This window comes from Polaromonas sp. (assembly GCF_029945925.1).
Classification (GTDB): Bacteria; Pseudomonadota; Gammaproteobacteria; order Burkholderiales; family Burkholderiaceae_C; genus Polaromonas.
On the sequence record NZ_JAQSDN010000033.1, the window covers coordinates 67,948 to 93,109 of the forward strand.

The 25,162-nt window shown below is 66.0% G+C and carries 22 protein-coding genes; 6 read left to right on the plus strand and 16 right to left on the minus strand.

The genetic code is table 11. The features are described from left to right. Nucleotides 1-15: 15 nt before the first annotated feature. On the minus strand, nt 16-753 hold the full coding sequence (locus tag PSV40_RS07885; protein WP_300536304.1) for a TerC family protein: 738 nt from the start codon (nt 751-753) through the stop codon (nt 16-18). A gap of 459 nt (nt 754-1,212) precedes the next feature. Here PSV40_RS07885 and PSV40_RS07890 point away from each other — a divergent pair, with 459 nt between their 5' ends. Together PSV40_RS07890 and PSV40_RS07895 are read left to right on the plus strand one after the other, a co-directional pair. After that, the gene (locus tag PSV40_RS07890) at nt 1,213-1,641 is read left to right on the plus strand and encodes a DUF3717 domain-containing protein (RefSeq protein ID WP_300536306.1); all 429 of its coding nucleotides are present in this window, start codon (nt 1,213-1,215) and stop codon (nt 1,639-1,641) included. A gap of 86 nt (nt 1,642-1,727) precedes the next feature. Beyond that, nucleotides 1,728-2,036, plus strand: coding sequence for a DUF2007 domain-containing protein (locus PSV40_RS07895; protein ID WP_300536308.1), 309 nt, complete (start codon nt 1,728-1,730; stop codon nt 2,034-2,036). 197 nt (nt 2,037-2,233) lie between these two features. Here the strand turns inward: PSV40_RS07895 and purB are convergent, their stop codons facing one another. After that, nucleotides 2,234-3,622 (minus strand): adenylosuccinate lyase, encoded by a 1,389-nt coding sequence (purB, locus tag PSV40_RS07900; RefSeq protein ID WP_300536310.1) that lies wholly within the window; start codon nt 3,620-3,622, stop codon nt 2,234-2,236. A gap of 175 nt (nt 3,623-3,797) precedes the next feature. On the opposite strand from purB, the gene PSV40_RS07905 reads away from it, so the two are divergent. Then, complete coding sequence (locus tag PSV40_RS07905; RefSeq protein WP_300536312.1) at nt 3,798-4,424, plus strand: glutathione S-transferase N-terminal domain-containing protein; 627 nt, start codon at nt 3,798-3,800, stop codon at nt 4,422-4,424. Nucleotides 4,425-4,602: 178 nt separating this feature from the next. On the opposite strand, the gene PSV40_RS07910 is transcribed toward PSV40_RS07905, so the two are convergent. The 9 genes from PSV40_RS07910 to PSV40_RS07950 all read right to left on the minus strand — a co-directional run bounded on the left by PSV40_RS07910 (nt 4,603) and on the right by PSV40_RS07950 (nt 12,712). Beyond that, a complete protein-coding gene (locus PSV40_RS07910; protein ID WP_300536314.1) occupies nt 4,603-5,031 on the minus strand; it encodes a nuclear transport factor 2 family protein in 429 nt (142 codons plus the stop codon). A gap of 10 nt (nt 5,032-5,041) precedes the next feature. Further along, entirely contained in the window at nt 5,042-5,812 is a 771-nt protein-coding gene (locus tag PSV40_RS07915; protein ID WP_300536316.1) for an SDR family NAD(P)-dependent oxidoreductase, read from the minus strand. Nucleotides 5,813-5,899: 87 nt separating this feature from the next. Beyond that, on the minus strand, nt 5,900-6,460 hold the full coding sequence (locus PSV40_RS07920; protein WP_300536318.1) for a DUF3833 domain-containing protein: 561 nt from the start codon (nt 6,458-6,460) through the stop codon (nt 5,900-5,902). Next, complete coding sequence (locus PSV40_RS07925; RefSeq protein WP_300536320.1) at nt 6,457-7,743, minus strand: MFS transporter; 1,287 nt, start codon at nt 7,741-7,743, stop codon at nt 6,457-6,459. The genes PSV40_RS07920 and PSV40_RS07925 overlap by 4 nt, the downstream gene beginning before the upstream one ends. Continuing rightward, the gene (locus PSV40_RS07930; RefSeq protein WP_300536322.1) at nt 7,740-8,300 is read right to left on the minus strand and encodes a chalcone isomerase family protein; all 561 of its coding nucleotides are present in this window, start codon (nt 8,298-8,300) and stop codon (nt 7,740-7,742) included. Before PSV40_RS07930 ends, PSV40_RS07925 begins: the two co-directional genes overlap by 4 nt. A gap of 11 nt (nt 8,301-8,311) precedes the next feature. Continuing rightward, entirely contained in the window at nt 8,312-9,559 is a 1,248-nt protein-coding gene (locus PSV40_RS07935; RefSeq protein ID WP_300536323.1) for a cyclopropane-fatty-acyl-phospholipid synthase family protein, read from the minus strand. A gap of 2 nt (nt 9,560-9,561) precedes the next feature. Then, the gene (locus tag PSV40_RS07940) at nt 9,562-10,455 is read right to left on the minus strand and encodes a DUF1365 domain-containing protein (RefSeq protein ID WP_300536324.1); all 894 of its coding nucleotides are present in this window, start codon (nt 10,453-10,455) and stop codon (nt 9,562-9,564) included. Further along, entirely contained in the window at nt 10,452-11,777 is a 1,326-nt protein-coding gene (locus tag PSV40_RS07945) for an FAD-dependent oxidoreductase (protein ID WP_300536325.1), read from the minus strand. Before PSV40_RS07945 ends, PSV40_RS07940 begins: the two co-directional genes overlap by 4 nt. Before the next feature lie 338 nt (nt 11,778-12,115). Then, nucleotides 12,116-12,712 (minus strand): glutathione peroxidase, encoded by a 597-nt coding sequence (locus tag PSV40_RS07950; protein WP_300536326.1) that lies wholly within the window; start codon nt 12,710-12,712, stop codon nt 12,116-12,118. A 125-nt stretch (nt 12,713-12,837) separates the two neighbouring features. Between PSV40_RS07950 and PSV40_RS07955 the strand changes: the two genes are divergently transcribed. From PSV40_RS07955 to rfaE2, 3 genes are all read left to right on the plus strand, one after another. Then, nucleotides 12,838-13,839 carry a MerR family transcriptional regulator gene (locus PSV40_RS07955; RefSeq protein ID WP_300536327.1) on the plus strand — a complete coding sequence of 334 codons (1,002 nt, stop codon included), beginning with the start codon at nt 12,838-12,840 and terminating at the stop codon, nt 13,837-13,839. Nucleotides 13,840-14,045: 206 nt separating this feature from the next. Further along, nucleotides 14,046-14,915 (plus strand): ferritin-like domain-containing protein, encoded by an 870-nt coding sequence (locus tag PSV40_RS07960; RefSeq protein ID WP_300536329.1) that lies wholly within the window; start codon nt 14,046-14,048, stop codon nt 14,913-14,915. Between the two features lie 59 nt (nt 14,916-14,974). Next, a complete protein-coding gene (rfaE2, locus tag PSV40_RS07965) occupies nt 14,975-15,481 on the plus strand; it encodes a D-glycero-beta-D-manno-heptose 1-phosphate adenylyltransferase (RefSeq protein WP_300536330.1) in 507 nt (168 codons plus the stop codon). Between the two features lie 114 nt (nt 15,482-15,595). On the opposite strand, the gene PSV40_RS07970 is transcribed toward rfaE2, so the two are convergent. From PSV40_RS07970 to glnE, 5 genes are all read right to left on the minus strand, one after another. Further along, entirely contained in the window at nt 15,596-18,757 is a 3,162-nt protein-coding gene (locus PSV40_RS07970) for an efflux RND transporter permease subunit (RefSeq protein ID WP_300536332.1), read from the minus strand. Between the two features lie 11 nt (nt 18,758-18,768). Further along, nucleotides 18,769-19,944, minus strand: coding sequence for an efflux RND transporter periplasmic adaptor subunit (locus PSV40_RS07975; protein ID WP_300536334.1), 1,176 nt, complete (start codon nt 19,942-19,944; stop codon nt 18,769-18,771). A 43-nt stretch (nt 19,945-19,987) separates the two neighbouring features. Then, nucleotides 19,988-21,478: an efflux transporter outer membrane subunit gene (locus PSV40_RS07980; RefSeq protein ID WP_300536335.1), complete on the minus strand. Its 1,491-nt coding sequence runs from the start codon at nt 21,476-21,478 to the stop codon at nt 19,988-19,990. Next, nucleotides 21,475-22,188 (minus strand): CerR family C-terminal domain-containing protein, encoded by a 714-nt coding sequence (locus PSV40_RS07985; protein ID WP_300536336.1) that lies wholly within the window; start codon nt 22,186-22,188, stop codon nt 21,475-21,477. Before PSV40_RS07985 ends, PSV40_RS07980 begins: the two co-directional genes overlap by 4 nt. A 106-nt stretch (nt 22,189-22,294) precedes the next feature. Further along, nucleotides 22,295-25,147, minus strand: coding sequence for a bifunctional [glutamate--ammonia ligase]-adenylyl-L-tyrosine phosphorylase/[glutamate--ammonia-ligase] adenylyltransferase (glnE, locus tag PSV40_RS07990; RefSeq protein ID WP_300536337.1), 2,853 nt, complete (start codon nt 25,145-25,147; stop codon nt 22,295-22,297). Nucleotides 25,148-25,162: the final 15 nt, after the last annotated feature.

Consider the following 25,162-nt stretch of genomic DNA (forward strand, 5'->3'; position numbering starts at 1 on the left):
CCTGTCGGGTTCATGTCAGTTCGCGTGGTCGGCCACGGCTTGGCCGGGCTGCATGGCCCTGGCACGGCGCGTGACCCACCAGCCTGCACCCAGGACGCCGGCCACGGCCAGGGCGTAGGTGCCCCACTGCGCGGCGAGGTTCAGGGTGGCGGACGCGGGCGGCGAGCCGGGGCCGCCGTAAACCGGGTCCAGCAGGGGCTCGCTCACAATCATCTTGGCGGCGGTGAAGGCCAGCACCGCGGCGCCTATGTTGATGATCATGGGAAAACGCTCGACCAGCTTGAGCACCATGGTGCTGCCGAACACCACGATCGGGATGCTGACCAGCAAACCGATGACCACCAGGTCAAACGAGCCGTGAGCGGCACCCGCCACGCCCAGCACGTTGTCCACACCCATCAGGGCATCGGCGACCACAATGGTTTTCATCGCGCCCCAGAAGGTGCTGGCCACCGGGCCGTCGTGCTCTTTGTCGCCCTGGTCGGCCACCAGCTTGTAGGCGATCCAGAGCAGGCCCAGGCCGCCGACCAGCATCAGGCCGGGAATCTTCAGCAGCCAGACCACCCCGACGGTCATGACAGAGCGCACGGCAATGGCCCCCACCGTGCCCCAGGCAATGGCTTTTTTCTGCAGATGGGGCGGCAGGTTGCGCGCGGCCAGCGCGATCACAATCGCGTTGTCGCCGGCCAGCACCAGGTCGATGAGGATGATCGCCAGCAGGGCCGACCACCAGGGCGTGGAGAATAATTCCATTGAACACTTTCACGTCAGGTTGCAACATGGAAGTCCGGCGGGCGGACTTCCAGCTTCGTTAAAACCGGACAGGTCGGTGAGGGGCGGAGTGGTTGCCGCGACGCCTCGATCAAACCTGTACAGGTTTCAATCGAAGGTCTGGCTCGACACGCAGTTTTGCTGCATGTCCAACAAGCCGGAAGCGGGAGCTTCGTAATGACGACTTGTTGAACGTCTGGCTGCGGGAAGGTCCCGATGCAGCCGGACGAGGGAGTTACTCCCCTTCGGAAGCCCGTATTTGACAACAAAGCGCGCTTTTTTGCAAAGTCCGGCTGCGGTACCCCCGAAAAGAACCCGGCGCCGCAGAAGGCTGCCGGCTTGGCCTATCATTCACGGCCCAGCCGGAAATAGCGGGCGCCGCCCCCAGCGGCGGCCCATTTTTAGCCTCCACGTTTCCTTTTTCCGATTGCACAGCCCCGCATGCCTGGCATCCACATCACCGACATTGAAGCGGCCATCAACTACTGGCGCGAGAAAAAACCGTCGCCCGACGGCATCACGCTGGCGCCCGAGTTGCGCGCCCTGGCCCAGGTGTACGCCCTGCTGGTTTTCTACCGCGAGGAGGAGGCCGACGAGGCCGGTTTTCCACCCCGGGCCATGGCGGCCTGGCGCGCCTGGTACGACACGACCGCCGACACGCCCTGCATTGCCATCTGCTCGACCAGCCAGGGCGACGAGTTGTGCAAGGGCTGCGGGCGCACCTTCGAGGAGGTGCAGCGCTGGCCCGAAATGAGCCCGGCCGCCAAGCGTGGCACCTGGCGGCGCATCACGCAGGAAGACACCGCCTGGCGTTTTGGCCGTTATGCCGACCGCGCGCTGGAAAAGAAGGACAAGCCGGAATCGGTCTGAAACGTCGCTTTTCTTAAGCGTTTTTGGCCATCCGCCCTTGTAATACGTGCGCAGACAGCTATCAATTCAGGAGTAAACTGACTCCCATGCTCCGACTTGCCCGCGCCCCCAACATTGCCATCGCGGCGCTCTGGGCCGATGTGTTGCAGCAGGCAGGCTTTTCGGCCACGGTGCAACGCTATTTTCTCGGCAGCGTGGCGGGAGAGTTGCCGCCCGACCAGTGCCAGCCCGAAGTCTGGCTGACCCACGACCACGAAAAGCCGCGCGCCGAGGCCTTGCTGCACAGCCTGCAAAATCTGCCGCAGCGACACTGGCTGTGTTCTTGCGGGGAAACAGTCGAAGGCGGCTTTGAGCAGTGCTGGTCCTGCGGCGCTATGATGCCGGCGCCCGCCTGAAATCGTTGCGCTCTTCAGGGGGCATCCTTCGACCCTTCGACAAGCTCAGGGCGAACGGAATACGCGGGAGGTCTGTAGCCCCGTAGTGGCCGCGGAACCGGCTCCGCCGGGCCGCAGGCGCAGCGGTCCCCTCCGGGGGGCATCCTTCGACAGGCTCAGGACGAACGGAAAATCAGTGAGCGACCGTGGGGGCCTGTCTAGATCCGTTTCGCAAGTTCGGCGGCCTTGCCGACATAACTGGCGGGCGTCATGGCCAGCAGGCGGTCCTTTTCCGCGTCCGGAATCTCCAGCGAGCGGATCAGCCCGTGCAGCGCTTCGGCCGTCACGGTTTTGCCGCGCGTGACTTCCTTGAGTTTTTCGTAGGCGCCCTGCACGCCGTAACGGCGCATCACCGTCTGGATCGGCTCGGCCAGCACTTCCCACGAGGCGTCGAGGTCGTCGGCCAGGGCTTCGTGGTTGAGTTCGAGCTTGCCCAGTCCGGTGCTCATGGAGCTGTAGGCCAGCACGGCGTAACCAAAGGCCACGCCCATGTTGCGCAGCACGGTGCTGTCGGTCAGGTCGCGCTGCCAGCGGCTGATGGGCAGCTTTTCGCTGAGGTGGCGCAGCAGCGCATTGGCCAGGCCGAGGTTGCCTTCGGCGTTCTCGAAATCAATCGGGTTGACCTTGTGCGGCATGGTGCTCGAGCCGATTTCACCGGCCTTGAGGCGCTGCTTGAAATAACCCACGCTGACATAACCCCAGACATCACGCGCGAAGTCGATCAGGATGGTGTTGGTACGTGCCACTGCGTCGAACAGCTCGGCCATGTAGTCGTGCGGCTCGATCTGGATGCTGTAGGCCTGGAACGTCAGGCCCAGGCCCAGCGGCTCGGGCGACTCGATGACGCGGCGGCTCAGCGCCTCCCAGTCAAAGTCGGGCCAAGCCGAGAGGTGGGCGTTGTAGTTGCCAACGGCGCCGTTCATCTTGGCCATCAGCTTGACGGCGGCGATACGCTCGCGCGCCACGTTCAGGCGCGCCACCACGTTGGCAATTTCCTTGCCGACGGTGGTCGGGCTGGCGGTCTGGCCGTGGGTGCGGCTCAGCATGGGCTCGTCGGCGTAGCGGTGCGCCATCTCGCGCAGCTGGGTGATGACCTTGTCCAGCGCCGGCAGCAAGACCTGCTCGCGACTGCTTTTGAGCTGCAGCGCATGGCTGGTGTTGTTGATGTCTTCGCTGGTGCAGGCAAAGTGCACAAACTCGGCGGCAGCCTGCAGCTCCGGCCGGGCTTCGAACTTCGACTTGATCCAGTACTCGACCGCCTTCACGTCGTGGTTGGTGGTTTTTTCGATGTTCTTGATCGCGGCGGCATCGCTCTCGGAGAAATGTTTGACCAGTCCGAGCAGGTAGGTGCGCGCACCGGGGGTCAGTGGCTTGAATTCGGCAAACCCCGCGTCCGACAGCGCGATGAACCAGGCCACTTCCACCTGGACGCGGCGGTGCATGTAACCGAGCTCCGACATCAGCGGCCGCAAGGGGGCGAGTCTGGCGGCGTAACGGCCGTCCAGGGGGGACAGGGCGGTGATGGAGAAGCTGGTGGACGGGTTCATGGGCGACATTGTAGGCGGGTGGCCTGGCGCCCCGGCAGACAGGTTACCCCGTTTTTGCCGCGTGGCAGGCCCGGCCGACGCATACTCGATAGAATGCAATCGGCTGGGGCCTGCTAAGCTATTTGGCTTAAGGTACGCGACCCCAAAGCCCCAGGGCCCACGACAAAGATTGACTATGAAACTCATTGGATCCTACGGCAGCCCTTATGTGCGCAAAGTGCGCATCGTGATGGCGGAAAAAAAGCTCGACTACCAGTTCGTCATTGAAGACGTCTGGGCTGCGGGCACGACCATGTCCGAATCCAATCCGCTGGGCAAGGTGCCCTGTCTGGTCATGGAAGGCGCCAATGGGTCGGAAGAAGCCGTGTTTGATTCGCGCGTCATCGTTGAGTACCTGGACACACTTTCGCCGGTCGGCAAGATGATTCCGGTGCAGGGCCGCGAACGCGCCGAGGTGAAAACCTGGGAAGCACTGGCCGACGGCCTGCTCGACGCGGCCGTCCTCGCGCGGCTGGAGGCCACCTGGGCCGGCCGCGACGACAAGCAGCGTTGCCAGGCATGGATTGACCGCCAGATGGAGAAGATCGACACCACCGTGCGGGCCATGAGCACCGGCCTGGGCGACAAGCCTTTTTGCAGCGGCATCCACCTGAGCCTGTCCGACATCGCCGTCGGCTGCGCGCTCGGTTACCTGGACTTCCGTTTTCCGCAAATCGACTGGCGCACGCCCTCCCCCAACCTGACCCGGCTGTATGACAAGCTGGCGCAGCGTCCGAGTTTTATCGACACCCTGCCTTCCTGAGTTTTTACGCATAATCAGGCTTCAGCCCATACCGGGTGGGCGCGGCCAGCTATAAAAACAGGAGCGACCGCGGAAGCTCTCCAACCCAGCAGGGGCCGCGGAACCGGCTTCGCCGGGCCGCAGGCGCAGCGGCCCCCTCGGGGGGCAGGGAGCTACACGAAGTGAGCGACCGTGGGGGCTATTTACCAGCCTGCTTTTTGAGCCAACGCATCAGGCTGCCCAGCACGGGCAGCTTTTCATACAGCTCTTCGGCCGCGTCCCAGTAGTCGCGGTGGCGCGCCACCAGGCCGGCCTCGTTGAAGCTGATGTGCGAGGCGCCGCGTATGGTCTGCAGCGGCTGGGGCCCGCGCCGCCTGAAATAAAACTCGAAGTTCCAGGTCAGGAAACACTGCCGGCCGTCGACCACCTGCGCCGTCACCACAAAACGCGGCCGGTCCAGTGCCACGTACATGTGGCTGAAGATCTGCTGCACCTGCGCCAGGCCCTGCACCTCGTTGAACGGGTCCTTGAACCAGGTGTCGGCCGCATAGAACTCGCCCATGCGAGCAACGCTGGCCGGGCTCAGGGTTTCAAAAAATTGCACCAGTGACTCGACCTGGGTGTTCATGATGGGGTGCTCACAGACCGGTGAATTTCCGGATCGCCGGAAAATACAGCGCGTAGGGCAGGACGCGCAAGGTTTTCATCCAGAGCGTAAACCGTTTTGGAAAGTGGATCTCGAACTGGCCCCGCGCCCAGCCGGCCAGGATCGCGGCCGCCGCCTGGGCCGGGCTGAGCAGGGCCGGCATGCTGAACTGGTTGCCGGCGGTCAGCGGTGTTTCGACAAAGCCCGGGTTGACCAGGCTCACCCCCACGCCGCTGGCCTGCAGGTCCAGGTACAGGGTTTCGGCCAGGTTGATCAGCGCTGCCTTGGTCGGGCCGTAGGCCAGGCTTTGCGGCAGGCCGCGGTAGCCGGCCACGCTGCCGACCAGGCTGAGGTGACCGCTGCCGCGTTGCAGCATCGCCGGCAACACCGCGTCGAGCACATACAGGGCCCCCACGTAGTTGACCTGCTGGTGCCTGAGCATGTCTGCCAGGTCAAATCCGGTGGCGCGTTGTTCCCTGTAGTAACCCGCGCAATACATCATCAGGTCCAGCGGCCCCTGGGCCAGCAGGGACTGCGCCGCGGTTTTCACGGCAGCCGCATCCGACGCGTCGAGTATCAACGCCTGCGCGCCGGGGTGGGCCGCCACAAAGGCTTCCAGCGCCGCGCCATTGCGGGCGGACACCACGACCCGGGCACCGGCCGCATGCAGCGCATGCGCCGTGGCCTGGCCAATGCCGCTGGAGGCGCCGACCAGCCACACGGTTTTGCCGTGCCAGTCATGAAGGGGAAGGTTGTACGGCATGGTGCTGTTTTGTTATAAAAATGATAGCTGCTGGCGCAGGTGGATAAAGGGCTGCAGGCCAATTTGGCTTGAAACGGGAAGGCGTGTTCAGCGTTTCACGAACGACAGCGTGACCTCGCCGAGCCGCACGCCGAACTTGCTCATCACCGCCTTGTTCAGCAACACCTTGTCGTTCATCAGGTACATCCAGTCGTCGAACTGCACTTCAATCACGCGGCCGTCCACCGGCAGCTTGAGCGTGTAGCCCCAGCGGAAGGCGTTGCCCTTTTCCTCGCCGGCGGCTTCCCCCAGCACATCGGCGGCGGTGCCGGTGTAGCGGCCGTCCGGTGAGCGTTTGAGCGTCCAGACACGGCGGTCCGTGCTGCCGTCGGAGTAGGTGAAGGCTTCGTCGAGCACGCCGGTCTCCATCCCCGGCGGGCCTTTCCAGCTGCAGGTCATGACCACGGTAAAACGTTTGACGACCTTGCCCGAGCGGTCGGTGAACACGCCGTACGCATCGACCGTGCCGCTGAAATACTGGCGCATGTCGAGCACCGGCTTTTCGGCGGCGTAGTCACTGATCTGCGGGCCGGCACAGCCCGCCAGACCGGCCAGCAGGGGAAGGGACAAGGCGAGCGCGGCTGCGCTCCTGTGGAGAAAGTGCTTCATGGTTGGACCCCTTGCGGGTGTTTGATGACAAGAAAATAAAGGCAGGCGGCGGCGGCCAGCTTGAGCAGGCAGGGCAGCACGCAATACGCCACCAGCAGCGCGTTGAGCGCCTGCGCGTCGCGTGCGCCCGGCGCGTAGCCGAACAGGCTGAGCAGCGGCAGGGCCAGGCCGGCGGCGAGCGCCAGGTTGAGCTTGATGGCGAAGTTCCACCAGCCGAAGTAAGCGCCTTCGGCCCGGCCCGACTGGCCATTGACCTGGATCACGCCGGCCAGCAGCGCGCCGGGCAGCGCCAGGTCGGTGCCCAGCGCAATGCCGGACAGCGCGCAGACGATCACGAAACCCGCCGTATCCCCGGCTGCTATCTGCGTTGCCCAGCCGAAGGTCGCGATGGCCAGAAACATGCCCAGCAGCCAGGTGGGCGCCAGCCCGACACGTTTGACCAGCGCCAGCCACAGCGGGATGGACAGGGCCGCGCTCACGAAATAACTGCCCAGAAACAGCGGCTCCTGGCTGGACGGCGCCTGCAGACGGTCCTGGATAAAAAACAGCACCAGTGTCGCCGGCACCGCACTGGCCGTGCCGTTGAGCAGGAAGACCGCGAGCAGGCGGCGAAAGCCCGGCTGGCGAAACGGCAGCCAGATCGACGTCGCCGTGTGCGGGCCGGCTTGCGCCCGCCGCGCCACCGGCCGGTCGGCGCGCGCCCAGGCCAGCCAGCCGATCGTCAGGGCGACAAAAAACAGCGCGGTGCTGGCCGGCAACCCGAAGACGACCGGCGTGATCGACGCGAGCACCACACCGACCAGCCCCAGGCCCTCGCGCCAGGCCACGATGCGGCTGCGCTGGCGCTCGTCGCCGCCCAGCATCGCGCCCCAGGACTGGTGCGACACGCTGAGCGCGCTGTAGCCGGCATAAGTCAGCATCAGCATCAGGCTGGCCCAGACCACCAGCGCCGACGGCGCGCTCACCAGCGGAAAAAACAGCAGCGCGAAGCCCAGCGCCAGCACCAGCGCGGCGATGGCGCCCAGCCCCAGCACCGCCCTGGCCGAGCGTGCAAACAGGCGGTCGCTCAGGCGGCCCAGCAGGGGATCGATCAGGGCGTCGAACAGGCGCGCGCCCAGCAGCACCGCGCCCAGGGTGGCCAGCGGCACACCGAATTCACGGGCGTAGTGGTTGGGCAGGATCACATACAGCGGCAGGGCCACAAAAGCCAGCGGCAGGCCCAGCAGGCCGTAGGCCAGGCCGTTGCGGGTGCCGAACGCGCCCGGGGCGGCGGCAGGGTTCACGGGCCTGCTCCCGCTATCAGCGCATTGCGCAGGCCGGGCTCCGAGGTGCCGGGCGCAAGCCAGATGCCGAAGAAGCGTCTGCCAAACTCCGCATCGCGGATCTCACCCAGCGGCTTGCCATTCAACCAGAAGGCCGCACCGACCCCGGGCCGGTGCACACCCATGATGCGGTCGCCTTTTTTGACATCGGGCAGCACCCTGCGCAGCGCGGCCGACCACTGGTCCGCCAGGTCGTCGCTGACCGGCGCGGCGCGGCGCATTTCCGTGATCGAACGTTCGGCGATCGCTTGGCCTTCAAAGGCGCGCAGGTAGCTGAGCTCCAGCGCCATCGCCTGGCTGGCAAAGCTGTCCACCCGAAAGCCGGGCCCGGCCCACAGACGCGCGTCGTAAACCTGAAAACCGAAAACACGCAGCCGGCCGCCGCCCAGCAACCTGCCCTGCGGCAGGGCATCGAGCAATTCCGGTGGTCTGGCGCTGCCCGCTACGGCTTCGGCGCCGGTCTGCGCAGCCGCCGGCGCGGCGGCACCGGCGCCCATGACCAGCGCCAGCAGCAGCACGCCTGTCAGAGTCAGATCTTGCGCAGCGTGTATTGCACCACGTCGGTGTTGGCCTGGGCGAAGGCCGCTTCGCAATACGCCAGATAGAACTCCCATATGCGGATAAACCTCTTGTCAAACCCGAGCTGGAGCACCCGTGACTCTTGCGCCATAAACTGTTCGCGCCACAGCCTGAGCGTGTGTGCGTAGTCCTGGCCAAACGAAAACTCGTCGATCACCTCCAGCCCGGCGGCGCGCGCCTGGGCGCGAAACTCGGTCGGGCAGGGCAGGCAACCGCCTGGAAAAATGTATTGCTGGATGAAGTCGGTGGACGAGACGTAGCGTTCAAACAGTTCGTCGGCAATCACGATGCTCTGCACGCAGGCCTGTCCGCCGGGCTTGAGCAGGCGCGCCACCGCCTGGAAGTAGGTGGGCCAGTATTCACGTCCGACGGCTTCGACCATCTCGATCGAGCAGATCGCATCAAACGGCGCATCGCCGCTGGTTTTGCCAATGTCGCGGTAGTCCTGCAGGCGCAGATCGGCCTTGTCGGCCGCGCCCACCCGGGCCATGCGTTGTTGCGCCCAGGCGAGCTGTTCGGTACTCAGCGTCACGCCGACGACGGAGGCGTCAAATTCGGTGGCGGCCATCTCGGCCAGTGCGCCCCAGCCGCAGCCGATTTCCAGCACGCGGTCGCCGGGTTTCACGCCCGCCATACGTAGCGCGCGCCTGACCTTGGCATGTTGCGCATCCTTCATCGAAGTCTGCGGCGTCTCGAAAATTGCCGACGAATAATTCATCGTGCCGTCCAGCCACAGTTCGTAAAAGGCATTGCCCAGGTCGTAGTGCGCGTGGATATTTTTCTGGCTGTTGGCCTTGGTGTTGCGGTTGAGCAGATGCTTGACGCGGTAGGCCAGGCGCCCCAGCCAGGTGCCGTAGATAACGTCATCGACTTCCTTGCGGTTGACGATCAGCACGCGCAGCAATTCAGTCAGGTGCGGGGTGGTCCAGTCGCCGGCAATGAAACTTTCGGCAAAGCCGATGTCGCCAGAACGCAGCGCGGCGCTGCAGACCTTCCAGTTCACCAGACGCAGGCTGGCCGTCGGCGCCTCGCCCGAGCCGAAGCGCTGCATGCTGCCATCGGGCAGCTGCAGGGTCAACGTGCCGTGCTTGAGCCGCGACAGCAGCTTGAAGGCCGTGCGTGCGGCGGCCGGGGCGCCGCTGGGCAGCGCAAACGAAGCGCCATTGACGGAAGAAGATGCGGTGGAGTTGCTGGCCATGTTCATCGGGTTACAAAAATTTCTGGGGGCTGGGGTTTGCTGACAAAAGGCACGCGTTTTCGCCAGAGCTTGAGGGCCTGCCAGTGAATGCGGGCCACCACACCGAACGTCATGGCCGGGTAGCCCCACAGGGCCTTGCGCAGCGTGGCCGCGCTCAGGACCTGCAGCGTGCCGGCGACGCTGGTTTGCAGCAGCGGCCCCGATGCGTCGTCGTAATCGATGCGCGCCACCGTTTTCTCCACGCCTTCGCTCTCGGCGCGCATGAAACGGAAACGGTAGAAACCGTCAAGCGTGCAGAACGGCGACACGTGAAACACCTTGACGGCCTGCAGTTCCTGGCCATAACGCGGGCGGTCGAGCAGATAGCAGTGGCGCTCGCCAAAGGTGTTGTTGACTTCGACGACGATGGCGCGCAATTCGCCGGCGGCACTGTGGCAATACCAGAAGCTGACCGGCTTGAAGGTGTGGCCGAACACCCGCGGGTAGGTGTGCAGCCAGACCTCGCCCGCGGCGTCGGTGATGCCCTCGCGCTCCAGCAACGCATCGACCCAGGCCAGGCAGTCGTCGCCGCCCTCACCATGATCGCGGTCAAAAAAGCTCAGGGCCGCGCCCCGGTTGCGCGCCAGCGCGCCGTTGCCGTGCTGGCGCAGGCTGCGCAGCGGCAGCATCAGGAAGTAGGTGGGGTAGTTGAAGGCGTTGACAACGGGTTTGAGGCGGGTGTGCCGCACCTCGCCAAAACCAATTAATGGAGCCCCCACGCTTGTCGCTTCGCGTACTGCGCTGCCCCCCGGGGGGGCGCTGCGCCTGCGGCCCGGCAAAGCCGGTTCCGCGGCCCTGGCTTGGGCAGACGCAGCCCCGTCGCTCCGCGCGCCGTCCATGCCTGGCGGCGCGTTCATGGCGTGGCTCCTGCGCAGTCCTGCAGCAGCAGCCTGGCTGTTTGCAGGCCGGACTTCAGGCCGTCTTCATGAAAACCATAACCGGTCCACGCGCCGCAGAAATAGCTGTGCTGCCGGCCCTGCAGCCCGGGCAGTTCTTTCTGCGCACGGATGGCCGCTGCGTCAAAGACCGGATGGGCATAGTCGAATTCACCCATGATGTGCTGATCTGCGATCGGGGCCGCCGGATTCAGCGACACCAGCACCGGCTGGGCAAACGGCAGGGGCTGCAGCATGTTCAGCAGGTAATGCAGGCAGACTTGGGAGGACTCGAGCCGCGGGTCCTGCGCACGTTCGTAGTTCCAGGCAGCCCAGGCCTGCCGGCGGGCGGGCAGCACCGAGGTGTCGGTGTGCAGCACGGCGCGGTTGGGCTGGTAGCTGATGCTTTCCAGCACGGCGCGCTCGGCGTCGGTGGGGGCCTGCAGCAGGGCCAGCGACTGGTCGGAGTGCGTGGCCAGCACGATCTTGTCAAAGTGCTCGCTTGCGCCGTCGGTCAGCACGCGCACGCCACTGGTGGCGGAGAACTCGTCGCGGGCGATGCAGCGCACCGGGGTGTTGAGCCGCTTGTCGCCGATGCCGGCAACGATTTTCTCAACGTAATGCCGGGCGCCGCCGGAGACCGTCCACCACTGCGGCCGGTCGGCCACCTGGATCAGTCCGTGGTTGTGGCAGAAGCGGATCATGGTGGCCACCGGGAATTGCAGCATCTGGTCGGTCGGGCAGGACCAGATGCAGCCCAGCATGGGCAGGAAATACCAGTCGCGAAACTCGGCCGAGAATTGGCCCTCGCGCAGGAACTCGCCGAGTGGCTGCATCATGGCGGCTTCCGCGCCGCTTTCGGCCAGCGCGGTGGCCGTGCGGTTGAAGCGCATGATGTCGCGGAGCATGCGCCAGAACTTCCAGTTCAGGAGGTTGCCGCGCTGGGCAAACACCGTGTTCAGGCTGGAGCCGCTCCACTCCAGGGCGCCGCGTTTGCCGGCGCCGGGGATCTTGACTGAAAACGACATGTCCGACCGCGCGGTGGCCACGCCCAGATCCGCAAACAGCTCGATCAGGTGGGGGTAGGTGCGTTCGTTGAAGACCAGAAAACCGGTATCGACGCCGTGGGTCACCAGGCCTTGCGGCGTTGGCAGGGTGATGTCGACCGTGTGGGTGTGGCCGCCAAAATAGCTGCCGGCCTCGAACAAGGTGAGCTCGGCCTGGCCCTGCAGGGCATGGGCGACCGCCAGTCCGGAAATGCCGGAGCCGACGATGGCGACCTTGGGGCGGACTGGAGAACTCATCTCACAGCCCGGAAGATAAAAATGTTGCGAAGCGCCCCGATGCGAACAAGGGAGGGAGGGAGGAGGAGGAGAACCGCCCCGGGATTGCAACCTGACCGCAAGCGGCCGGAAGTCTTCGCAACAAAAAACAGTGACTGTCCGCACTGCGCTTGCGTGCCAGTGCCGACAAGGGTATGAGTCCGCGACCCCGCCCGCAGTTCCCCTCCCGGATAGCCTGGCGGATGTAAAAATTTGTTAATGTCACAGAAGCCATGGATCAGGTGAAGGTAGGGGAAGAAAAGATGTTGCCCGTGAAGTTCTTAAAAAGACTTAATGGTCAGATTATTACCGATTGGTATTTATCTGCCTAGGAGCTTCTCCTCGATGTCCTTCAAAAAAGCAGGGTCATGGGGGTCGGTGGCGGTGTTGAAGCTGGTGACGCGCTGGCCGTCGCGGGCCACGACGTACTTGTGAAAGTTCCAGCGTGGCCTCTGGCCGGTCTGTCTGGCCAGTTGCCGGAACAGCGGGTTGGCCGTTGTGCCGGACACGCCGGATTTGACGAACATCGGAAACTTCACGCCGAAGGTGTTTTCGCAGAAATCGGCAATCTCCCTGTTGCTGCCGCTCTCCTGCGAAAAGTCGTTGGACGGAAAGCCCAGCACCACCAGGCCTTGGTCCCGGTAGCGCGCATACAGCGCTTCAAGGCCCGCGTACTGGCGGGTGAAACCGCAGAAGCTGGCGGTGTTGACCACCACCAGCACCTTGCCGCTGTACTGGCACAGGGTCTGGGGCTTTTCGTCCTGCAGACGCAAAAAGCTGTGTTGCAGCAAGGGGGCGCAGGCCGGCGCCCCTTGGGCTGCAGCAGCGCCGGGTGGGGCTGCACGGCCGGGCGTGAGGGCCGCCATGCCCGCCAGCAGCGCCAGCATCAGCCAGGGTTTGAGGGACGGGTGCTTCATGATCTTGCTCGCTGTTGAATAATGGAAGGCCTTGTTGCGCAGTCTGCGCGCAACAAAATCAAACTACCGGAAACCTGCCTCCCCACTGACGGAAATACGCAGTGTGGGCCCGATCAGATTCAAGCATGCTGCCCCCCGATCCCTCCCTGCCCGGTCCGGTAATTCCCTGCCAGGCCGAGGCCTATGCCCCCGGCTTCACGATTGCCGCGGTCGAACGTGACACCGGCCTGTCCAAGGACACCTTGCGGGTCTGGGAGCGCCGCTACCTGTTTCCCGTGCCCGGCCGCGACGTCCATGGCGAACGCCTGTATTCACGCGAGCAGCTCGAGCAGTTGCGGCTGATCAAGCGCCTGCTGGACACCGGGCACCGGCCCGGGCAGGTGGTGGGTTTGCCGCATGCCGACCTGCAGGCCCTGGGCCGCCAGGCCGGCGGCAGCAAGCAGCGTCCGCAGGGTCCGCGCGGCAAGACCGCCGTGACGGCGGCGGGCGACGTTCTCGCGCCGCAGATCCAGACCTGTTTCGAGCTGGTCAAGCGCCACGACGCGCTGGGCCTGCGCCACACCCTGTCCGCCGCCGTGCAGGCCTTGGGCCTGGCGCCTTTCGTCAGCACGCTGGTGGCGCCCCTCAACACCTTGATCGGCGACGCCTGGATGGATGGCCGGCTGGAAATTTTCGAGGAGCACTTCTACACCGAGTCGGTGACGGCCGTGCTGCGCCACGGCATCAGCAGCCTGGGCGTGGGCGGCGCCGCGTCGCCCCGGGTGCTGCTGACCACGTTTCCGCAGGAGTCGCACGGGCTGGGCCTGCTGATGGCCGAAACCTTTCTGGCCCTGCAGGGCTGCAACTGCCTGTCGCTGGGCGTGCAGACGCCGGTGCCCGACATCGCCCGGGCGGTGCTGGCGCACGGTGCCCGCATCGTGGTGCTCAGCTTCAGCGCCAGCCTCAACCCCAAGGATGTCACGCAGGGGCTGCGCGACCTGCGCGGCCTGTTGCCGCCGGCTGTCGAGATCTGGACCGGGGGCGCCTGTCCCGTCCTTCAGCGCCGCAGCCTGCCGGGCGTGCGGGTGCTGGCCAGCTTTGCCGCCATCGAGCCGGAACTCCAGCGCTGGCGCCAGGCGCAGCCCTGAGCCGGCGTGGCTGCTTTCTGGCGGCGTTGACCGCTACCCAAGGCCGGCGCAAGGGTGTAGAAGGGTTGAAGGGGCGTGCAAAAGCGCGCCATCCTTTGAACCCCGCATGAATGCGGGGCTGTAAAGCCTGCTTGAAAAAGCTTGTCACATTCAGCCCCTAAAATCAGGGTGAATCTAGTGCGGTGTGTGCCGCGTAAGGAGTGCGTATGCTTTATCCAGAACTTTTCAAACAGCTCGAATCCGTCCGCTGGGACATGGACAAGGACATTCCCTGGGCGAGTTTCGACGCGTCCAAGCTGACCGACGAGCAGGCGCAGACCATCAAGATGAATGCGATCACCGAGTGGGCCGCCTTGCCGGCCACCGAGATGTTCCTGCGCGACAACAAGGACGACAGCGACTTTTCCGCTTTCATGTCGATCTGGTTTTTTGAAGAGCAGAAACACTCGCTGGTGCTGATGGAGTACCTGCGGCGCTTCCGTCCCGAGCTGGTCCCGACCGAAAAAGAGCTGCACGAGGTCCGCTTCGAATTTGAACCGGCCCCCGCACTCGAGACCCTGATGCTGCATTTCTGCGGCGAGATCCGGCTCAACCACTGGTACCGGCGTGCCAGCGAGTGGCACACCGAACCCGTGATCAAGCAGATCTACACCCAGCTCAGCCAGGACGAGGCGCGCCACGGCGGGGCCTACCTGCGCTATATGAAACGTGCCATCAACAATTTCGGCAACGACGCCAAGGCCGCCTTCACCAAGGTCGGCGTGTTGATGGCCAGTGCCAGGCGCACGGCGCAGGCCCTGCACCCGACCAACCTGCACGTGAACAAGGCCCTGTTTCCGCGCGACACCATCCAGTCGCGCCTGCCCAACCCCGAGTGGCTGGAGCACTGGCTGGACAAGCAGATCAATTTCGACGCCGCCTGGGAAGGCAAGGTGGTCGAACGCATCCTGCACAACATGAGCCTGCTGATGAACCAGAGTTTCAAGACCGTGCAGGAGCTCAACCGCTACCGCAAGGAACTGAGCAAGGAAATCGCGGCATCGGTCGCCCCGGCACCGGTGGCTACCGGCGCCTGATGCCCGACGGCAGCCTGCGGGTCGAGAGGGTGGCGGCGGCCTTCCGTTAAAGTGGCGTGATGCAAGGCGCATCCCCTCCCCCTTCTTCTCCCCTTTTCACGCAAAAAATCGTTTCCCGCGAGCAGGCGGCGCAGCGCGTCGCCGCCTTGCCGCGGCCTGTGGTGTTCACCAACGGCGTGTTTGACGTGCTGCATCGCGGCCATGCGACCTACCTGGCCCGGGCACGGGCGCTGGGCGCCAGCCTGGTGGTGGCGCTCAATACCGATGTATCGGCCCGGCGCCTGGGCAAGGGCCCGGACCGCCCGCTCAACAACGAGGAAGACCGCGCCGTGCTGATGGCGGCGCTTGAAGCGGTGAGCCTGGTCACCTGGTTTGACGAAGACACGCCGCTGGAACTGATCAACGAACTGCGGCCCGACATCCTGGTCAAGGGTGGCGACTACGACATGGACAAGCTCGCCGAGACCGCCGTGGTCCGGAGTTACGGCGGCCAGGCGCTGGCGATTGCGTTTGTCGACGGCTACTCGACCAGCGCGCTGGTACGCAGGATCCGCCAGGCCCCGTGAGCGCGTCCCTGCTTCCGCGGCGCTATTGATTCAATAGCTGATAGCGCCCGGTTTATAAGGGCTGGAGGCCATTTTTGCTCAAATTTCGACCTTGGGCCAAGGGCTGCCACCCGCTCAGGGCGCCGGCAACTGCGCCGGCTTCGCGTCTGCCGCCAGCGTTGCCTGCCCCGTCTCGGGCGATTCCTTGCGGCCGCGCAGCCGGTTTGCCAGGCGCCTGATGCCGTGCTCGATGTCGTCGATGTAGGTGAACACCGCCGGCACCACCAGCAGGCTCAGCACGGTGGAAGTAATCAAGCCGCCGATCACGGCAATCGACATCGGCGAGCGAAAGCTCGGGTCGGCCGCGCCGAAGCCAAAGGCGATCGGCATCATGCCGGCGCCCATGGCCAGCGTGGTCATGATGATGGGCCGGGCCCGCTTGTGGCAGGCGTCCAGCAGGGCGTCGCGGCGCGACATCGGCGCCACCACCGGGTGGCCGTTGCTGCCGTCGTTGCCGCGGCGCGCAACGATGGCGTATTCGACCAGCAGGATGGAGTTTTTGGTCGCGATGCCCATCAGCATGATCAGGCCGATCAGCGAAGGCATGGAAAAACTCTTTTGCGCAATCAGCAGGCCGACAAAAGCGCCGCCCAGGGACAGCGGCAGCGCGGCCAGAATCGTCACCGGGTGCAGGAAGTCCTTGAACAGCAGCACCAGCACGATGTAGATGCAGAGCACGCCGGTCAGCATGGCCAGGCCGAAGCTGGCAAACAGCTCGCCCATGACTTCGGCATCGCCGATCTCCACCACCTTGACGCCGGCCGGCAGGTTTTTCACGGCAGGCAATTCCTGAACCAGCTTGGTCACGTCGCCCAGCGGCAGGCCCGACAGCTCGATCTCGAAGTTGACATTGCGTGAACGGTCATAGCGGTCGATCACGGCCGGGCCGCCGGCAATCTCCAGCGTCGCGACCTGGCCCAGCATGACCGGGCCTTTGGTCCCGGGCACCGAGAGGCGTTCGAGCACGCTGAGGTCCTGGCGTGCCGCGTCGGCCAGCTTCACCACAATCGGCACCTGGCGTTCAGGCAGGTTCAGTTTGGGCAGCGACACGTCGTAGTCGCCCAGGGTCGCAATGCGCAGCGTCTCGCCGATGGCCGCGCTGGTCACACCGAGGTCGGCGGCGCGCGCGAAGTCCGGCCGCACGGCGATTTCGGGGCGGATCAGGCTGGCGCTCGAGGCCACGCTGCCCAGGCCCGGCACGGTGCGCAAATCCTTTTCCACGGCCAGCGCCGCTGCCTGCAGCGCCACCGGGTCTTCGCCGGTCAGCACCAGCACGTATTTTTCGCCCGAGCCGCCCAGGCCGACCTTGGTGCGCGCGCCGGGCAAGGCTTCGAGGGCTGCACGCATCTTGTTTTCAATGCCCTGCTTGCGCGGGCGTTCGCTGCGTTCGGTCAGCAGCACCGTCAGCGTGGCCTTGCGCGTCTCCGACGCGCCGGCCATGGCAAACGGGTCGGTGCCCGCGCTGCCCCCGCCTATGGTGGTGTAGACGCTGCGCACATGCTCGACCTGGCTGACCAGCAGGCGCGCCTGTTCGGCCGCGGCTTCGGTCTGCGCCAGGCTGGTGCCGGGTGGCAGTTCCAGATAGACCTGCGTCTGCGAGTTGTCGTCGGGCGGAATGAAGCCGGTGGGCAGCAGCGGAATCAGCAGGATGGAGCCGATGAAAAAAACCGTCGCCGCGACCATGGTGGTCACGCGGTGCTTGAGGCACCAGGTGGCCGCACGCATGTACAGCTTCATCCAGGCCGGGTCCTTGTGCTCGCCGACGATGGGTTTGAGCAGGTAGGCCGCCATCATGGGGGTGAGGACACGCGCCACCACCAGCGAGGCGAACACCGCCAGCGAGGCGGTCCAGCCGAACTGCTTGAAGAACTTGCCCGCCACACCGCTCATGAACGCGGTCGGCAGGAACACCGCAATCAGCGTGAAGGTGGTGGCCACCACCGCCAGCCCAATCTCGTCGGCCGCTTCCATCGCCGCCTGGTAGGGCGTCTTGCCCATGCGCAAATGCCGCACGATGTTTTCCACCTCGACAATCGCATCGTCGACCAGGATGCCGATCACCAGCGACAGCGCCAGCAGCGTCACCACGTTGATCGAAAAACCCAGCAGGTACATGCCGATGAAGGCCGGAATCACCGACAGCGGCAGCGCTACGGCCGAGACAAAGGTGGCGCGCCAGTCGCGCAGGAACAGCCAGACCACCAGCACGGCAAGCAGCGCGCCCTCGTAGAGCAGGGCCATCGAGCCGTCGTATTCTTCCTCGACCGGTTTGACGAAGTTGAAGGCTTCGGTCAGCACCAGGTCGGGATGCTGCAGCTTGAGTTCGGCCAGCGCCACCTGCACCGCGGCACCCACCGTGACCTCGCTTTCGCCGCGGCTGCGCGCCACTTCAAAACCCACGACGGGTTTGCCGTCGAGCAGCGCAGCCGAGCGCGGGTCGGCAACGGTGTCGCTGACCGTGGCCACCTGGTCGAGCCGGATGCGCCGGCCGTCGCTGAGCGCCAGCTCCAGCCGGCCCAGCTCGTCGGCGGATTTCACCGTGGCCAATGTACGCACCGGCTGTTCGCTGCCGCCCAGGTCGGTGCGCCCGCCGGCGCTTTCGGTCTGCACCTGCTTGAGTTGGCGCGAGATGTCGGCGGCGCTGGCGCCCAGCGCCTGCAGCTTGGAGGGATCGAGCGCCACGCGCACCTCGCGTGTCACGCCGCCCACGCGGTTGACTGCGCCCACGCCGCGCACGGCCAGCAGCTTGCGCGAGACCGTGTTGTCGACAAACCAGGACAGCGCCTCGGCATCCATGCGCGGCGAGCTGATGGTGAAGGCCAGCACCGGCTGGCCGGCCAGGTCCACCTTGCTGACAATCGGGTCGCGCACGTCACCGGGCAGGTCGGAACGCACGCGCGCGACCGCTGAACGCACGTCATCGACGGCTTCCTGCACCGGTTTTTCGAGGCGGAACTCGGCCGTGATGGTGACGCCGCCGTCCTGCACCTTGGTGTAGATGTGCTTGAGGCCCTGCACCGTGGCAATCGAGTTCTCGAGCTTGCGCGCCACTTCGGTTTCAAGCTGCGCCGGCGCGGCGCCCGGCAGTGAGGCCGAGATGCTGACGGTCGGCAGGTCGATGTCGGGAAAGTTTTGCACCTTCATGGCGTTGAACGACAACATGCCGGCAAAACTCAGCAGCACAAACAGCATGATCGCGGGGATCGGGTTCTTGATCGACCAGGAGGAAACGTTCATCAGAAAGCTCCCTATTTAGTAGCTTGAGGCGCAGGCGCAGCAATGGCTGCGGCTTTATTTGCTACTGCGGCTTCACTGACGCGGACCAGGTCGCCGTCGTTGAGGAAGCCGGCGCCATCGACCACGATGCGCGCGTCTGGCGCCAGGCCGGAGAGCACCTCGACCCGGTCGCCCGCGAGCCGGCCGGTCACCACCTTGACCTGGCTGACGCGGTTGTCGGGTGCCAGGCGGAACACAAAGTTGAAGCCGTCGCGCACAACAATGGCGCGCTGCGGCACCGTCAGCGCGTCCGAACTGCCAAGGTTGAATTCGCCGCGCGCAAACATGCCGGCCTTGGCGGGTGAATTTTTGGCGGGCAGGATGGGCAGATCGACATACACCAGCGCCGAGCGCGTCTGCGGGTCGACCGTGGGCGCAATCATGCGCACGCGGCCCTGGATCTCGCCACCGCTGGCGGGGCGCACAACCGCGGTGGTGCCGGCCGTGAGGCGGCCGAGCTCGGCCGAGGTCACTTCAGCGCGCCACTCGAGCCGGCCCTTGCGGATCAGCCGAAACAGCTCGGTGCCGGCGCTGACGACAGCGCCTACGGTGGCTGTGCGCGCGGAGATCACGCCGCTGTCGGGCGCCAGCACCTGGGTTTGCCGGCCGCGCAGCTGCTGCGCGCCCAGCACGGCCTGCGCCGCCTCGGCGCGCGCCCGGGCGGTTTTTTCGGTCGTCAGGTACTGGTTGATCTGCTGGGTGCTCAGCGCGCCCGAGTTCTGCAGCGTGCGCGCGCGTTCGGCATTGGCCGCGGCGTCGGCCGCGCTGGCCTGCGCTTCCAGCAGGCTGGCGCGCGCCTGTGCCACGTCGGCCTGCACGCTTTCGGTTGAAAAGGTCGCCAGCACCTGACCGGCCTGGACCACGTCACCGACATTGACCCGCACCTCGGTCAGGCGCAGGCCGTTCGATTCGGAGCCGATGATGGCTTCCTGCCAGGCCACGATGTTGCCGTTGGCGGCCAGCATGAGGGGCAGGCGCGCCGGCTGCGGCTGCGCGGCGGTCACGGTCAGGGCCGGCTTGGGCGCGGCCTTGGCGTCTGCGGCGGCGTCCCCGGATTTTCCGGACGACAGGAAAAAGAAGGCGCCTGCGGCCACCGCGGCAACAACGAGGGCGATCACGGCAACGGGTTTGAGTTTGAATTTTTTCATGGTGTTCTTGGAATCAAACAGGGACAGTCAAGAGGGGAAAAACTCAGGGCCGGGCGGGTGCGGCCTGTGCATTCGACGAGGCGGAAGGGCCGGCCTCGGGGCCGGTCATGGCCGGCGTCCAGCCGCCGCCCATGGCGCGGTACAGCGCCACCCAGGCCGAGCGGCGTTCGCGCTGCAGCGTGGCCAAGGCGGTTTCGGCACCGAGTTGCGCGCGCCGCGCGTCTTCCAGTTCAACCAGGCTGGCCAGGCCATTGCGGTAACGCGCGTCGGTGCCGGTGAAGGATGCGCGGTAACCGGTCACCGCGGTCTGGGCATCGCCTTCGCGTTCAGCGGTGCTCTGCAGCGTGACCAGGGCTTCCTCGACCTCGCGCACGGCCTGCCGCACCCGCGCGCGGTACAGCGCGGCCGCTTCCTCGTAACGCGCCTGCGCCGCATCGACGTCGGCCGCACGGCGGCCGCCATCGAACAGCGGCAAGGTCAGGGCCAGCGGCCCGATGGACCAGGTGTCCAGTGTGGTGCTCACGCCGCCGGCGCGAAAACGCGAGCTGCCGATGGCACCACTCAGGCTCAGGCGCGGGTAACGCTCGGCCTGCGCGCTGCCGACGTCGGCGCTGGCGGCCGCGACATCGCGCTCGGCGTTGAACACGTCGGGACGCTGCGCGAGGGCGCTGGCCGGTACGTGTGCTATTGAAATCATAGCTGTTACCGCAGGCAGGTCGGGCGTCGCGGCCACTTTTTGTCTTATATCCGGTTCGGTCAGACCGGTCAGGGCCACCAGCGCCTTCAGGTCGAGCTCGCACTGCGCGCGTTGTTGTGTGGCCCGGCCGCGGGCTTCAGCCGCGCTGGCGCGAGCCAGCCCGTCGGTGGCCGGTGCGGTGAAACCGGCGCCGGTGCTCAGCCCCGACAGGCGCGCCGTCTCGCCGCGTGACCTGGCGTCGGCCCGTGTCACCGCCTCGAGCTGGCGGCAGGTGCGCAGGCTGTAGTACTGGTTGGCCACTTCCGCCGCCACCGAGACGCGCGCGTCGTGCCACTGCGCCCGGGCGCCGGTCAGGCGTTCGCCGGCGGCATCGCGGCCGGCCAGCCGGCCGCCGAACACGTCGATTTCCCAACTCGCCTGCAGGCCGGTCTGCGTGGTGGTCGTGACCGGCGCCGGGCCCGGCCCGGTGGCCTGCTGCGAGCGGCCCCGGCTGGTACTGGCCGTGGCATCGAGCGAGGGCAGCAGGGCCGCGCCGGCGGCCACCCGCGTGGCGCGGGCCTGCTCGATGCGCGAACGCGCCGTGGCCACGGTCGGGCTCACCGCCTGGGCGGCGGCGATCAGTTCGACCAGCAAGGGGTCGCCCTGCTGCTGCCACCATTGGGTCAGGTCAGTCAGGGCGCCGTTGTGCGGCAGGCCCGCGCTGCCGGCCTGTGCCGGCAAGGGGGCAAACCATTGCGAGGGGGCGTTGGCAGAAACCGCCGCCGGGGGGCTTTGCAGGGCGCAGGCGCCCAGCAGCAGCGGCACCAGGGCGCAGACAATGAAACGGGGTTTTTTCATGGCTTGTTCTTTTTCACGGGAAGGGGGGACTGGCGCCGGGCGCGTTCCACCGCGACCATGGCTTCGGCAAAATCCACCAGGCGCGCGGCCCACAGGTCGATGGCTTTGGGCGTGGCAATCAGTTGCGGCCGGACCGTCACGATCAGGTCGCGGCTGATGAAGGTCTGCATGGCCAGCCCGGTGATGGAAAACGCCAGCCTGTGCACATCGTCGTCGGGTTTCGTGACGCCCAGATGGCGGCCCAGCACTTCCACCAGTGCGGCGTGCGCCGGCAGGATGTTGTTGTCGAGCTGCTCGGCCCACAGGCCGGTCGGTTCCAGCATTTCGCGAAAGTGCAGGCGGGTGAGTTGTTGCACCAGGTCGCCCAGCTTCAGGGGCTCCAGAAAGCCCCCGATAAAACCTTCGAGGGCCTGCCGCAGTGTCAGGTGTGCCGGCAGGTAGCGCGCGATGTCGTCGCAGGGTTTGCCCAATGGTTCGGTGAAAACCGCGCGGTACAGCCCGGCCTTGTCGCCAAAATAGTAGCTGATCGCGGCAAGGTTGGCACCGGCCGCATGCGCAATCTCGCGCGTCGATGTTTTGGCAAAGCCCTTTTCGGCGAACAGCTTCAGTGCGCTGAGCAGCAGGTGGGCCCGCGCTTCGGCACCGTCGGCGCGTTGCTTGCGGGTTTCGGGTCCGCCGGCGGGGGGGTGGACAGGCAGGGAGGGTTTCATGGGCCCGATTGGACCATAAATCAAACGATTGATTTAATTAAAACAATTGTTTCAATTGTATGAATTTCATGCACGGCGGCCAGGGGCGAAGGCTCGGAAGCGTTGTTCAGGCGCCAGCGTGGGGCTCGCCGGCTTCGAACACCGTGTGCCACACCGCCAGGATGGCCTCGCGTTCGGACTGCAGCGCCGACGGCACAACCTGGGTTGGCTCTTCATTGAGGCGCGCCTGGTGCTGCACCCGGCGCAGCGCGCGGTAGGCGCGGGCCGCCGCCTGGCCCTGGCCGGCGGGCAGCAGGCCGGCGGCTTCGGCGCGCTGCAGCAGTGCGATGTTGCCGACGTTGTCGGCCAGCTCCGGGTGGCTGCGCGACTGGGACAACACCAGAAACTGCACGACAAATTCGGCGTCCACCATGCCGCCGGGGCTGTGCTTGACGTCGAATTTCTCCGTGGTTTTTTCACCCTTGAGCGCCGACGGACCGCCCCTGGGCGCGGGCGCCCCCTCGGGGGGCAGCGTAGCGTGGGGGCGTTTTATTGGATGGGCGGCGCGTACTTTCTCGCGCATCGCGACAATCTCGCGGCTCAGGGCCGGGATGTCGCGCGCGGCGCTGATCACGGCCAGCCGCACGGCGTCAAAATGCTGGCGCAGGGCGTCGCTGCCCTGGACAAAACGGGCGCGGGTGATGGCCTGGTGTTCCCAGGTCCAGGCGGTGTTGCTGCCGCGCTGCTGCTGGTAGTTGGCGTAGGCCTCGAAACGCGTGACCAGCAGCCCGGAGTTGCCGTTGGGCCGCAAGGCGGTGTCGATCTCGAACAGGTCGCCCTCGCCGGTCTTGATGGTCAGCCAGTTGATCAGCTTGCGCACAAAAGCGGCATACACCTCCGAGGCCCGCTCGTCCTCGTCGTCATAAACGAACACGATGTCCAGGTCGCTGCCGTAGCCGAGCTCCTTGCCGCCCAGCTTGCCGTAGGCAATGATGGCGAACTGCGGGGTCTCGCGGTGGCGGTTTTTCAGGCGCTGCCAGCACCAGTCGGTCGTGACCTTGAGCACCGCTTCGGCCAGGGCGCTGAGGTCGTCGGCGACCTGCTCAACCGTGAGTTGACCTTCGACGTCGCGCGCCAGCGTGCGAAACAGCTCGGCATGGTGCGCACGGCGCAGCAGGTTCAGGCAGCTTTCCTCGTCGTCCTCGCCGGTGCGGCGCAGGGCGGCCAGCCGCTGCTGCAGTTCCTGCATGAAGGCGGCGGCGTCAAACCGTTCATGCAGCATGGCGTCGCTGGCCAGCTCATCGATCACACCCGGGTGCTGCAGCAGGTAACGCGCCGGCCATTTGGCCGCGCCCAGAAGGCGCAACAGGCGCTCATGCACGGCGGGACGTTCCACCAGCAGCGCCAGATAACTTTCCCGGCGCAGCAGCGGCTCGATCCAGTCGACGATGCGCACCGCCGCTTCCTCGCCGACCTTGCCTTCGAGCAGCCACTGCGCGGTGCGCTGCACCAGCCGCGTCAGGCGCGTCCTGGCGTCGTCGCGCAGCCCCAGCACGCGCGGGTGCTCGCGCCACAACTCCACCCGGACGCGAAATTTGTCGGGCCATTGGTCCGACAGTTTTTCCAGCAGTTCGTCGAGGTTTTGCGGTGCGGCCGGGGCCGACTTGCCGCAGCCCTTGCAGTCGCTTTTTTGTCCCAGCAGCGTGTCGAACTCCTGGGCGACCAGCTCCCGGTGGGTGTCCAGCTCGCTCAGAAACGGGCAGCAGCTGCTGTAACCCAGGGTCTGGGCAATCCAGGCCAGGTCGTCATCGCGCGTCGGCAACACGTGGGTCTGCTGGTCATCGAGGTACTGGATGCGGTGCTCGACCCGGCGCAGGAAATCGTAGGCCCGCATCAGCGCCTCGGCCGTGGCCTGCGCCATCAGTCCGGCGCTGGCCACCCGCTGCAGCGCATCGACCGTCGGGCGGGTGCGCAGCTCGGGGAACTGCCCGCCGCGCACGACCTGCAGCAGCTGCACGGTAAATTCAATCTCGCGGATGCCGCCGCGCGACATCTTCACGTCGTTGGCGCGCTCGGGGTGGCCTGCCGCCCGTTTGGCGGCGTGTTCGCGGATCTGCCGGTGCAGGATGCGCAGCGCGTCGAACACGTTGTAGTCGAGGTAGCGCCGGAAGACAAAAGGCAGCACGGACCCGCGCATGGCCTGGGCCGAGCCGTTCTGGATACATTCGAGCGGCGCCACCACCCGGCTCTTGAGCCAGGCAAAACGCTCCCATTCGCGCCCCTGGACCTGGAAGTATTCTTCCAGCGCGCCCAGCGAGACGGCGGCCGGGCCCGAGTTGCCGTTGGGCCGCAGGGCCAGGTCCACCCGGAACACAAAACCGTGTTCGGTGGCCTCGCCAATCAGGTTGTAGATGGCCTTGACCTGCTGCGCGAAATATTCGTGGTTGGAAATGACGCCCCGGCCATCGGCCCGGCCGGCGGTCTCGCCGTCGTGGTCATAGACGTAGATCAGGTCGATGTCGCTGGAGACATTGAGCTCCCTGGCCCCGAGCTTGCCCATGCCGATCACCCACAGCTGGGCGCGCTGCCCGGCCGGGGCGCCCGGCATGTCGAGTGCCTGGGGTGCGCCATGCAGCGCGTCCAGCGGCTTGCGCGACTCGCAGATGGCGATGTCCAGCGCCAGTTCGGCCAGCTCGGTCATGGCTTTGGTGATGACCTGCAGAGGGGCCTGGCCACCGTCGCAGTCGAGAACCACGAGACGTTCCATGACCAGCTGGCGCAACACCCGCAAGGCCGAACCGGTGTCCAGTCCGCGTGCCTGCAAGGCGTCGTAGGTGATCTGCATGCCGGCCCGCTCGGGTGCACCGGGGGGCAACAAGGCCAACTCGTCGGCGTAACGCCGACGTATGCGCTGCACAAACCGCGAATAGCCCGATGCCGCCAGGGGCTGGGCCGACAGGTCGGTCGATGGCATGGACATTACAGGACTTCCCTG